This window comes from Streptomyces mexicanus (assembly GCF_902506575.1).
Lineage (GTDB): Bacteria > Actinomycetota > Actinomycetes > Streptomycetales > Streptomycetaceae > Streptomyces > Streptomyces mexicanus.
In genome coordinates, this window is record NZ_LR732605.1 from 1 (window position 1) to 11411 (window position 11411).

Sequence of the window (11411 nt, forward strand, 5' to 3'; positions counted from 1 at the left end):
GCCCTACGACACGCTGGTGCGGCTGCTGCTCGCCGCCAGTCACCCCGCCGCCTCCTGGCTGGTGCGCCTGGACGCGCTGGACGGGGCGCTGCCGGAGCGGGACAGGCTGCCGCGGCTGACCGCGGGCGGCGCCCTCGTCCTCGCCCCGGCCACCTGGCGGATCGACCGCGGCCGGCTGTGGCGGCCGGGCGACGACCTGCTGACCAAGGTCCGCGTCCTGGCGCTGCTGCGCCGCGCCACCGGGCTGCCCCGGCACGGCTTCGCCCGGACCACCCCGGGCGGGAAACCGGTCCCGGTGGACTTCGCCTCGCTGACCGCGATCCACCTGATCGAGCGGCTGTGCGCCCGGCAGGCGGGCAGCGCGCTGCTCGTGGAGGAGATGCTGCCGGCCCCCGAGGACCTGCTGGTGCGCGACGCGCTGCACGGCGGCGCGACCGTCGCCGCCCAACTGCTGCTCCGGCTGCCGCACGACGCCGGCGCCGACCGCCTCGCCGCGGCGGCGGCCGACGCGCTGATGCGCGACGACCGGCACGACGTCCCCGGCCCGCCCGCCAGGCGGCCCGCCGGGGCGGCCCACACCCGATGAGCGAAAGGGGAAGTCCCATGCCCAACAACGAACTCACCGAACTCGACACCCTGATCAGCGACCTGGAGGAGCGGATCACCGACGAGGACCTGCCGTCGGCCTCCGCCTACACCCACGGCTGCAGCGGCGTGTGCACGATCATCATCTGCAACACGGTCGTCATCTGCTGATCGCCCCCGTCGAGGAGCCGCCCGCTGCGCCGGGCGGCTCCTCCCCGCACCCACCCCGCGAGGAACCGATGGCGTACGACGCGGCCGCACCGGCCACCCCGCTCGACGACGTGCACGGCCTGGCCGTGCGGTACCTGCGTCAGTGGGCCGTGGCACCACCGGAGGGCGGACACCGCTGCGACCCCGGGATCCCCGTCCTGGCGCACCTGGTCGCCGACGACCGGGCGGCGCCCGCCGCCGTGGCCGTGTGGTCCCGCACGGCCGGCCGCGGACCGTCCCGTCCCGCCCTGTACGACGGGGGCCTGGCGGGCACGCTCGTCGGCCTGCACCTGGGTTCGCGCGTCCATTCCGGGTTGCGACCGGTCGCGGACCGGCTCCGGGCCCATCTGTCCGGACGCCTGCCCCCGTACCGCACGCACGCCGTCACCTTCCCCGACTACGACCTGATCTGCGGCCCCGCCGGCACACTGCTCGCGCTGTGCGCCGGCGAGACGGCGGGCCGGCCGGACTTCGCCCGGCTGCGGCCGCTGGCCGCGCACCTGGCGCTGCTGTGCGACGCGGACGACCTGCCCCGGCTGCGGACGGGGCACTACGCCGACCACCCCTATCTGTCGTGGGTGCACGGCCGCGTCAACACCGGTATGGGGCACGGCGTCGCCGGCGTCGTCACCGCGCTCACCGCCGCCCTGCGCCGCACCGGAGCGGACCCGGACCCGGACGCCACCGGTGATCTCGCCGCGGCGCTCGACCGCGCCAGACGCTGGCTGGTGCGCCAGTCCTACGTCGACGACCGGGGCATCCGCACCTGGCCCGGCGCCGGCCTCGACCGTCCGCCGGCGCCGCGGGCCCACCCCCGCCAGGCCTGGTGCTACGGCACGCCGGGGGTGGCCTGGGCGCTGTGGGACGCCGCCGACGCCCTCGGGGATTCGGCCGGCGCCCGCTGGGCCGCGGCCGCCTTCACGTCACTGGCCGAGCACTACGACGAGACCTTCCACCTGTACGGCGACACCCCCGCCGACCGGCTCGGGCTGTGCCACGGCGCCGCGGGCGTGCTGGCCGTCGCCGACGCCTTCGACCGCCACGCGCGCCTGCCCGCCGCCGCCGTGCTCAAGAAGCGGCTCGTCGCGCACCTGACGGCCCGGCTCGCCCGCCCCGCGCCCGCCGACTGGCCGGCGGACCTGCTGACCGGCCTGCCGGGTGTGCTCGCCGCGCTGCTCACCGCCGCTCGCGGCGCGCCGCGCGCCTGGCTGCCCTGTCTGGGGCTGCGCTGACCGAGGGTCAGCCGGCCGCGCTGCGCCGGGCGGTGTCGACCAGGGCGCGCAGGCAGTCCATGAACGCGGTGTGCAGGTCCGCGGCGCTCTGGTGGCCCAGGACGGCCGCGAAGTACTGGCTCAGCGCGGCGCCGACGGCGGCACTGACCACGGCGTTCATCGGATGGCCCGCGGGCAGTCCGGTCGCCGCGGCCAGGGCGGGGCCGGTGACCCGTACGGCCTCCTCGATCTGGCTGCTGCCGTGCGCCTTGAGCGCGGGGTTGGCCTCGTACATGGCGGTGAGCAGCGCGACGAGCTGCGGGTCCAGGGCGGCGGCCTCGCCGCGGAGCCAGATGTCGAGGGCGTCGAGGAACCCGGAGGCGGGGTGCCGGCGGAAGACGGCGGTGAGCCGGGAGGCGATCTCGTCGGGCACGGACAGGGCGATGTCGTGCTTGGACGGGAAGTACAGCGAGACGGTGCGGGGGGCGACGTCGGCCGCCGCGGCGATGTCGGCGATGGTGGTGCCGTCGTAGCCCTGCTCGGCGAACAGCCGCATCCCGGCCCGTCTGATGGCCTCGCGGCGCCTGGCCTTGCTGCGTTCGCGGTGGGACGTCCTCGTCGTCTGGCCCGTCATGGCCGTAGCGTAGTGGGGACCGCGGGGGCCGGCGCCGTGGGCGGCGGACCGGCGAGGGGGCGGAGCGCTCCCGTCCCCTCGCGTGTCGGGCCGTCGTCGTTCATTCCTCGGGGGCGATCCGGGCGCCGGTGTCGCGGTGGGTCACCGAGATGGCCTCCAGCGGGCAGGACTCGGCGGCGTCCACCACCTGCTGTGTGGGCGGGACGAACTCGTCCGTGGGGTGCGAGACCCCGTCGCGCACCCGGAAGCGTCCGGGCGCCACGCCGGCGCAGATGCCGGTGCCCATGCAGGCCGTGGCATCGACCCGCACCCGCCAGGTCTGCGTCCCCGCGCCGGACTCGGGGGCGGCCGCGGACGTGTCCCGGTCCGCGTCGGGCCGGCCGCTCATGCCGCGTCCCAGGTGACGAGCATCTTCTCCAGGCCCTTCACACCCGAGCCCGACTTCCACACCAGGTCCTGTCCGGTGCCGGCCAGGCGCAGCCCGGGCAGGCGCCGCAGCAGGGTGCGCAGCGCCACCTGCAGTTCCATCCGGGCGAGTTGGGCGCCCAGGCAGTGGTGCGGGCCGTGGCCGAACCCGACGTGCGAGGCCTCCTGGCGGGTCACATCCAGTTCTTCGGGGCAGGTGAAGACGGTGGCGTCGCGGTTGGCCGAGGCGTTGGAGGCGACGACCGGTTCGCCGGCGCGCACCACGCCGCCGCTCAGCTGGACGTCCTCCAGGGCGTAGCGGGCGATGGAGGCGCTGCCCAGCGGCACGAACCGCATGAGTTCCTCCACGGCCTGCGGGACGAGGTCCGGATCGGCGCGCAGGCAGGCGAGTTGGTCGGGATGCTCCAGCAGCGTGTACACGAAGTTCGGGATCTGGCTCGCGGTGGTCTCGTGGCCGGCGACCAGCACGCCGACGCCCATGGCCACCAGTTCGTCCTCCGAGAGCCGGTCCTGCTCGTCGCGTGCGGCCACCATCACACCGAGCAGGTCGTCCTGGGGCCGCTCGCGGCGCTCGGCGACGAGGCCGGCCATGTAGGCGGACAGCTCCTCGACGCAGCGGTCGATCTCCGCGGGGGTGAAGCGGGTGGTCGACAGCATCGCGTCCGACCAGTGGCGGAAGCGTGCCCGGTCCTCCAGCGGCACGCCGAGCAGTTCGCAGATCACCGTCACCGGCAGCGGCAGCGCGAAACCGGCCACCAGGTCCGCGGGCGGCCCCTGGGCGGTCATCTCGTCGACGAGCCGGTCGGCGATCTCCTGGGCGCGGACCCTGAGTTCCTCCACCCGGCGGGCGGTGAACGCCTTGGCGACCACGCGCCGCAGCCGGGTGTGCTCGGGCGGGTCGAACTCCATGATGTTGCCGGGCAGCCCGCGGTGGTAGCGGGTGCGGGGCTCGTCGCGGTGCTGGGCCTCGGCCCGGCTGAACCGGGGGTCGCCCAGGACGGTCTTGACGTCCTCGTACCGGGTGACCAGCCAGGCGGGTTCGCCGTGGGGCAGCCGGACCGGGCACAGCGGCTCCTTCTCACGGAGCTGCTCGAAACGCGGCTCGATGCGCAGGTCGTCGGTGTCGCTGAACGGGAAGGGCTGGGGGTCGCTGATGGTCATGAGGGGCCGCCTCTCGTGGGGGAACCATCTGCTCAGGGCCGCGGGCGCCGACCGACCCGGTGCCGCCGGCCGCTCGCCGACGCCGCCCGGACCGTCACGTTTCATCCCTGTTCGTCGTCCCTGCATGCCACCGTAAGCAATCTTGCAGTCCCCTGCAATATTGCTTTCGGCCGCATGGAAGCGCGGCTTCCGCACGGGACTCCGGCCCGTCTTCCGCCCGGCGCGGTACGCCTCTAGCCGGTCTTCCCCGTCTTGCGGGAGGCGCGGTACAGGGCCTCGACGGTGGTGAGCAGTTCCCGCCGTTCCTCCACGGAACCCACCATCGGCTGCGAGCCGCGCAGCGGGACCTGCGCGCTCTCCGGCAGGAACTTCACGGTCACCAGTCCGATCACGCCGGCCAGCATCAGGTAGAAGGCGGGCATGAGGTCGTTGCCGGTGGCGCCGACCAGTGCCGCGGTGACCAGCGGGGTGGTGCCGCCGAACGCGGCGACCGCGATGTTGAAGCCGATGCCCATGGCCGCGTAGCGCACGGCGGTCGGGAAGAGTGCGGGCAGGGTGGCGGCGCTCGGTGCGGCGAAGCCGGCCAGCAGCGTGGACAGGATCAGCACCCCGAGGACCGGCGCCCAGGTGCCGGGCATCTTGAGCAGCTCGAAGGCGGGCACCGCCGACACGATCATCGCGGCCGCCGCGACCCCGTAGACGGGGCGCCGGCCGACGCGGTCGCTGAGGCGGCCGACGAAGGTGATCAGCAGCACGATCCAGACCATGCCCAGCAGCACCAGGAGGTCGGCGGAGCTGCTGGAGCGGTGCAGCGTCTCCGTCTGGTACGTGGGCAGGTAGCCGGTGACCATGTAGTTGGTGACGTTGTAGAGCAGGACGATGCCCATGCAGATGAGCAGTTCCGGCCAGTGGTCCTTGACGATGGTCCTGAACTCGCTGCCGGCGGACTTCTGGGCGAGGCTCTTCTCGTGCTCGTCGAGCTGCTGCTGGAAGGCGGGCGACTCCTCCAGCTTCAACCGCATGTACAGGCCGATGACGCCGAGGGGGCCGGCGATCAGGAACGGGATCCGCCAGCCCCACGAGAGCATCTGGTCGTTGCTGAGGAGCACGTTGAGCACGGTGACCAGGGCCGAGCCCAGCGCATAGCCGACGAAGGTGCCGAAGTCCAGCCAGCTGGAGAGGAAGCCGCGGCGGCGGTCGGGCGAGTACTCGGCGACGAAGGTGGTGGCGCCGCCGTACTCGCCGCCGGTGGAGAAGCCCTGCACCATGCGGGCCAGCAGCAACAGCACGGGCGCGGCGATGCCGATGGTGCCGTAGCCGGGGATCAGGCCGATGGCGAAGGTGCCGACGGCCATCATGATCATGGTGGTGGCGAGCACCTTCTGACGGCCGATGCGGTCGCCCAGCGGGCCGAACACCAGTCCACCCAGGGGCCGCACCACGAAGGCCGCGGCGAAGGTGGCGAAGGAGGAGATCACCTGGGCGCCGGGCGAGGCGCCGGGGAAGAACACCTTGCCGATGTCGGCGGCGAGGTAGCTGTAGACGCCGAAGTCGAACCACTCCATGCAGTTGCCGAGCGCGGACGCGCCGACCGCGCGCCGGAGCAGCGGCGGTTCGACGACCTGGACGTCCTCCGTGCGCAGGACGCGCCTGTGGCGCCGCAGCCGCCGGGTCAGCTCCTCACGGACCTGCCGCGGCACGTGGGCCACGCTGTCCCGCAGCCGTTCCGCGCCGGAACCGGCCGGTCCGTCGGGTGTCACATCCACGAGCACGCCACCTTGCCTCGCTTGTCCGTAAATGTACGGTATCGACTTTCCATGGAAGATCCGTATCCGGATGCGAGGGAGCGGCTGCCCAGTCGGCGCACGTTCACACCGGTCGTGCGATGGTTCACACCGGCCGGCGGCGCCGACCGGGCTCCCGGGCCGGCGGCGGACGGGCTCCCTGGCCGGTGGCGGACGGGCTCCGGTTCGGTGGCGTCAGGCCGGGTCCCGCGACGCGCGGCGGCGGGCGACGCCGCGCAGCAGCCGCTGCCGTTGTTCCTCGTCGGTGGCGAGGTCGACGCCCACGTGTGCCAGGGCCGTGGCGCCGTCGAGGACCGCCCGGTCGGCCGAGGGGGTGGTGCCGTGCCGGGCGAACTCGGCCGTGTGGTGTTTCGCGCCGCCGGTGTCGTAGCCGATGGTGGGGTGGATCGCGGGCAGGACGTGGGAGACGTTGCCCATGTCGGTGGAGGCCATCACCTCACCGTGGCGCTCCTGGGGTGTGCGGCCCAGCGCGAGGGCGGCGCGCCGGTAACGCTCGGTCATATACGGGTCCTGGCGCAGGTCGGCGAAGTCGGCACCGTGGCGGGTGAGTTCCAGCTCGGCTCCCGAGGCGAGGGCCCCGGCCTCGAAGCAGGCCCGGACGCGCCGGCGCGCGTGGGCCAGCTGCTCGACGGTGGGGGCGCGCAGTTCGTAGCGGGCCCGGGTGAGGTCCGGGATGACGTTGGGGGCCCGGCCGCCGTCGGTGACCACGCCGTGCACCAGGGTGCCGGGCGGGAGCTGCTGGCGCAGCAGGCCGATCGCGGTGTGGGCAAGGCTCATGGCGTCGAGCGCGTTGACGCCCTCCCAGGGGGCGAGGGCCGCGTGCGCGGGCCGGCCCCGGTAGGTGACGTCCCAGGAGCCGATGGCCGGGGAGGGGGCGCCGACGGAGTCCTCCGCGGCGGCGTGCACCATCATCGCCGCGGCCACGTCGTCGAAGACGCCCGCCTCCAGCAGCAGCGCCTTGCCGCCGATGTCCTCCTCGGCGGGTGTGCCGACGAGTGTGACGGTCAGCCCGAGGTCGTCGGCGACGGCGGCCAGGCCGAGTGCGGCGCCGACCGCCGCGGCGCCGTTGACGTTGTGTCCGCAGGCGTGGCCGATGTCGGGCAGGGCGTCGTACTCGGCACACAGGGCCACGACTAGGTCGCCGCTGCCGCGGGTGGCCGTCAACGCGGTCGGCAGGCCGCCGGCTCCCGCGGCGACGGTGAAACCCTCGTCGGCCAGCAGATCGGCGATCTTCGCGGCCGAGCGGTGCTCTCGCAGGGCCGTCTCGGGTTCGGCGTGCAGGCTGTGGCTGAGCCCCACCAGCCGGTCCGCGCGGCCGCGTACGGCGCTGCTCACCGCGGCCGCGGCCCGCTCCCGCGCCGACTTGGGGGAGGTGGTGGTGTGGGGTGCTGTCATGTCAGGTCTCCGCTGTGCACAGGGGTCTTAAGGGGCTGCCGGGTCCGCGCGCCCGGCACGGGCCGGAAGGCGAGGGCCGAGAGGGCGCCCAGCAGGGCGACGCCACCGCACACGCCCCAGGCCCAGCCGTAGCCGGTGAGGGTGATGTGCCCGCCGGACGACTGGTGGCCGGCGAACACCGCGCCGACGACGGCGGCGCCGATCGCCGCACCGAGCGAGAGCGCCAGTTCGTTGACGCCGACCGACAGCGCGGTCTCGGACTCCGGCACCACCTCGGCGGACAGGGTGCGGGTGATCGACTCGAACACGCCGGTGGCCAGGCCCACCACGAGGGCACCGGCCAGGTACTGGGCCAGGGAGTCGTGGAGGACGCCCAGGCACAGGAAGCCGGCGGCCCCGAGCAGGCCGCTGACGCCGAGCACCGCGCGGTCGCCCAGGCGCACGGCCAGCCGGGGCGTGGCCGTCGAGCCGAGGCAGCCGACGACGACCATGGCCAGCGAGACCACCGCGATCGCCGGCGAGCCCAGTCCCATGCCGTAGCCGGTCTCGTCCGGGTCGGAGCCGAGGAAGACGGCGTTCGCGCCGAGGAACCCGATGGTGCCGAACGCCGCGCAGAACGTGTGCGCGCTGACCACCGCCAGGCGCGGGTTGCGCAGCAGCCGTACGTCGACCAGCGGCTGCTCGGACGTCCGTTCGACCAGCAGCCACAGCCCGAGCAGGACCACCGCGAGCACGGCCGTGACCAGCGAGGCCGCCGACGCCCAGCCCCAGGTGCCGCCCTGCGCCAGCACGAGGACGAGCGCCACCAGGCCCAGGGTGAGCAGCGTGGCGGCGCGCACGTTGAAGGCGCCGCCCCGCGGGGCGCTGCTGTCCGGCAGCACCAGGGCGGCCGTCAGGGCGAGCGCCGCCACGGGCACGGCCGTCCACAGGCCGAGGACGGCGTGGCGGTCGCTGAGCGCCCCCGCGACGAGCCCACCGGCACCGATCGACACGAGCAGCGCGCCGACGAGCACCGACATCCCCACGCGGCCCAGCTCCGGCGCGCGCGAGCGCAGGATTCCGGCCAGCAGCGGGAAGAAGCCGACGACGGCGCCCTGCAGGGCCATGCCGACGGCGAGCGTCGCCGTCGTGGGCCAGGCGGCGATCAGCAGCGAGCCGGCGACGACCATCGCCACCGACGCGCGCAGCAGCCTGCGGTGCCCGTACAGGTCGCCCAGCCGGGACAGCAGCGGGGTCATCACCGCGAACGCCAGTTGCGACAGGAGGTACAGATTGTTCTGGCCGACGCTGCCGACGCCGACGTGCCGGCCCACTTCCGGCAGGAGCGGGGTGAGGTATCCCTGCACCACACCGCTGCACACCACGATCACCGTCATGACCGCGAGGAGTCCGCGGCCCGAACGCATGCCTGTGGCCACTGTTGCGCCCACCCCTTCCGGTGGCTGAAAAGATGTGGCAGCTACTGTGCGGGCAGCAGCCGAAGCGGCCCGGAAGTTGGTGGGATTCGTGCACGGAAGGCACGCCGAATGCGAGATACGGGCATGGTGAGCGAGCTGGACCTGGCACTCGTCCACGCCCTGCAACTGCGGCCGCGGGCGGCGTGGTCGGAGCTGGCTCCGGCGCTCGGGGTGACGGCGGGCACGCTCGCCCGCCGCTGGGAGCGGCTGACCGCGCGGGGACTCGCCTGGGTCTACGCGGCGCCGGGACCGGCGTTCTCCCGCAGCCAGGTCACCGCGTTCGTGCTGGTGCGCTGCCGGCTGGGCGCGCGGGAGGACCTCGCCGCGGCGATCGCCGCGTTCGACGAGGCCGTCACCGTCGAGACGACCGCGCCGGGCAGCGCCGATCTGCTGCTGGACGTCCTGACTCCGGACCTGGCCTCACTCACCCGGTTCCTCACCGAGCGGCTCAGCGCCCTGGACGGCATCACCGCGGTGGAGTGCCTGGTGGCCACGGCCTTGTACACCGAGGGCAGCCGGTGGCGGCTGCGGTCCCTGGACGCCACGCAGCTCACCGCGCTCGGCGGCCCGGCGGCGGGCGAGCGGCAGCCGGCGCCCCGCCCGGACCTCGACGCACTGGACCGCGTGCTGCTGGCCGAACTGGCCGCCGACGGCCGCCTGGAGCTGGCCGAACTCGCCCAGCGCGCCGGCACCAGCGCCGCGACGGTCCGGCGCCGGCTGAACCGCCTCACCGGCTCCCACCTGATGACCTTCCGCTGCGACATGGCCCCGCCGCTGACCGGCCTGCCGGTGGCCGTGACCTTCCGCGGCCGGCTGCCGGCCCGGGATGTGAACGCCCTGCACCGCGCCCTGGCGGCGCTGCCCGAGTGCCGGCTGCTCGCGGCCGTCACCGGCACCGACAACGTCCTGGCCACGTTCTGGCTGCGGGACATCGCCGAGATCCAGCGCCGCGAGACCTCGCTGTGCACCCGGCTGCCCACCCTCACCGTCACCGACCGGATCATCGGCCTGCACACGGTGAAACGGATGGGCCACCTGCTCGACCGGGACGGGCGCCGCACCGGCACCCGTCCGGTGCGGCCCTGGTAGAGCGGACGCCGGGCTGTCTCACAGGCCGGGGCCGTGGTAGGCGCCCCGGTGCGGCTTGGCCGTCGCCGGCACCGGGTTTCCCCAGTAGTCGCGGCCGCCGTCGTCCGCGACGACACCGCCGTTGCCCAGCGCGGGCGAGTCGGCCCGCAGCCGGTAGCCGCCCGCGGAGTCAGGGTGTCGCTGGACTCGGTCGGCTCCGGCCACCACCACGGCGTCCTGCTCGCCCTGCGTCATCTGACCGCGCGCGGCCACGACGGCGTGTTCGCCGCGCTCGGCGCGCCGCCGATGACGGCCGTGGCGCCGCCCCGGCGACCGGCACCGTCCAGCGCCGTCCGACTTCGCACGGTTCGACCAGCCCGGTTCGACCGGGCGGACGGCGCCGCCGCCTGCGCGGGGAGCATGCCGTCGAGCCGTCAGCGGCTCTGCCGCGCTCCCCCGATCGCCTCGGCGGCCTGTGCCGCCTCCTTCCGGTAATCGATCTGCGGGCACTGCCCGGTGGCGGTCAGGCACTCCAGGACGCGCTTGGGGTCGTCGCCGCACAGCGGGTCCCCCGTTCGGCAGTACGTCGCGGTGGGCACCGCCGCCTTCAGCTGAGCCACGGACATGCCGCCCGGTACGGCGGTGGGATCGCCGAACAGCAGCACGTGGCCGATCCGCGACCGCAGCGCGGACGGAAGCATGCCGAGCGCCGTCCGGACGGCCTGCGCGCCCTGCCCGTATCCGGTGAGCACGACGTTCTCACCGGGGCACTGCAGATGCGTCATGAGGGCCGACAGCAGTTCGGCGGCGCCGAGGAAGACGCTGTGCGGGTAGTCCGCCGGAAGGCTCAGCCCGGCGCCGCGCAGCGCCGCGGCGAAGTCGGCCGGAGCGGGCGCCTTGAACGCGGTGACACCGCCCGGCGCGCGCCCGGACGCGCGCAGCCCCTTCTCCAGGGCCTCCATCAGCGCGGTGAACTCGTCGCGCCCGCTCGCCGCCGCGCCACGCATCCCCATGAGGAAGGTTCCCTGTGTGCACGGCGGGGTGCCGGTCAGCGCGGCCAGGCCGGACAGTGCCTGGTCGATCAGGCCCGTCACCTCTCCCGTGCAGCCACCGGGGAGGTCCAGGTTGGTCTCCGGGAAGATCAGCCGCCCGCCGTCGCTGGCGGCGAATCCGTGGGCGCGCGCCGCCGATTCGATCGCCGTACGGTTCGCGTCGTACAGCTCGCGCCACTTCCCGCCGGACCCCAGCAGTTTCCCGGCCAGCGCCCACAGGGTGTCTCCCGCCGCGACCGGCCCCTGGCACGTCTGCGACGGCCGGGGCTGGGCCGGCGGCTCGACCAGCGGAGGGACCGGCGCGGTGGGACCGGTCGGCTCCGCCGGCCCGGTCGGTGCGGAGGGCTCGGGGGACTCGGGGAGCGTGGTCTGCGCCGGCGCGGGGGCGACGGGCGTCACCGGAGGGT

The 11411-nt window shown here is 74.5% G+C and carries 11 protein-coding genes and 1 pseudogene; 4 read left to right on the forward strand and 8 right to left on the reverse strand.

Going from position 1 to position 11411, the window contains the following annotated elements; all coding sequences use genetic code 11:
• From GV126_RS33095 to GV126_RS33100, 3 genes and pseudogenes are all read left to right on the forward strand, one after another.
• Positions 1-586: pseudogene (locus GV126_RS33095) on the forward strand (lantibiotic dehydratase); the annotation flags it as partial.
• 17 nt (positions 587-603) lie between these two features.
• Positions 604-756 carry a hypothetical protein gene (locus GV126_RS36005; protein WP_185948384.1) on the forward strand — a complete coding sequence of 51 codons (153 nt, stop codon included), beginning with the start codon at positions 604-606 and terminating at the stop codon, positions 754-756.
• Between the two features lie 68 nt (positions 757-824).
• On the forward strand, positions 825-2027 hold the full coding sequence (locus GV126_RS33100) for a lanthionine synthetase LanC family protein (RefSeq protein ID WP_159674756.1): 1203 nt from the start codon (positions 825-827) through the stop codon (positions 2025-2027).
• A gap of 7 nt (positions 2028-2034) precedes the next feature.
• Here GV126_RS33100 and GV126_RS33105 read toward each other — a convergent pair whose 3' ends face one another.
• The 6 genes from GV126_RS33105 to GV126_RS33130 form a co-directional block, all read right to left on the reverse strand.
• Positions 2035-2640, reverse strand: coding sequence for a TetR/AcrR family transcriptional regulator (locus GV126_RS33105; RefSeq protein ID WP_159674758.1), 606 nt, complete (start codon positions 2638-2640; stop codon positions 2035-2037).
• Between the two features lie 100 nt (positions 2641-2740).
• Positions 2741-3028, reverse strand: a complete 288-nt coding sequence (locus GV126_RS33110; protein ID WP_159674760.1) for a ferredoxin — start codon at positions 3026-3028, stop codon at positions 2741-2743.
• The gene (locus tag GV126_RS33115; protein WP_159674762.1) at positions 3025-4227 is read right to left on the reverse strand and encodes a cytochrome P450; all 1203 of its coding nucleotides are present in this window, start codon (positions 4225-4227) and stop codon (positions 3025-3027) included. The genes GV126_RS33110 and GV126_RS33115 overlap by 4 nt, the downstream gene beginning before the upstream one ends.
• Positions 4228-4460: 233 nt before the next feature.
• Positions 4461-5993: an MFS transporter gene (locus GV126_RS33120; RefSeq protein WP_236570340.1), complete on the reverse strand. Its 1533-nt coding sequence runs from the start codon at positions 5991-5993 to the stop codon at positions 4461-4463.
• Between the two features lie 213 nt (positions 5994-6206).
• Positions 6207-7427, reverse strand: coding sequence for an amidohydrolase (locus tag GV126_RS33125; RefSeq protein ID WP_159674766.1), 1221 nt, complete (start codon positions 7425-7427; stop codon positions 6207-6209).
• Positions 7424-8833, reverse strand: coding sequence for an MFS transporter (locus GV126_RS33130; RefSeq protein WP_159674768.1), 1410 nt, complete (start codon positions 8831-8833; stop codon positions 7424-7426). Before GV126_RS33130 ends, GV126_RS33125 begins: the two co-directional genes overlap by 4 nt.
• A gap of 120 nt (positions 8834-8953) precedes the next feature.
• On the opposite strand from GV126_RS33130, the gene GV126_RS33135 reads away from it, so the two are divergent.
• Positions 8954-9973: an Lrp/AsnC family transcriptional regulator gene (locus GV126_RS33135; RefSeq protein ID WP_159674769.1), complete on the forward strand. Its 1020-nt coding sequence runs from the start codon at positions 8954-8956 to the stop codon at positions 9971-9973.
• A gap of 18 nt (positions 9974-9991) precedes the next feature.
• Here GV126_RS33135 and GV126_RS33140 read toward each other — a convergent pair whose 3' ends face one another.
• On the reverse strand, positions 9992-10225 hold the full coding sequence (locus tag GV126_RS33140) for a hypothetical protein (protein WP_159674770.1): 234 nt from the start codon (positions 10223-10225) through the stop codon (positions 9992-9994).
• A 161-nt stretch (positions 10226-10386) separates the two neighbouring features.
• Positions 10387-11411, reverse strand: a 1025-nt coding sequence (locus tag GV126_RS33145) for a cutinase family protein (RefSeq protein WP_159674771.1), incomplete at its 5' end; no start/stop codon positions are given.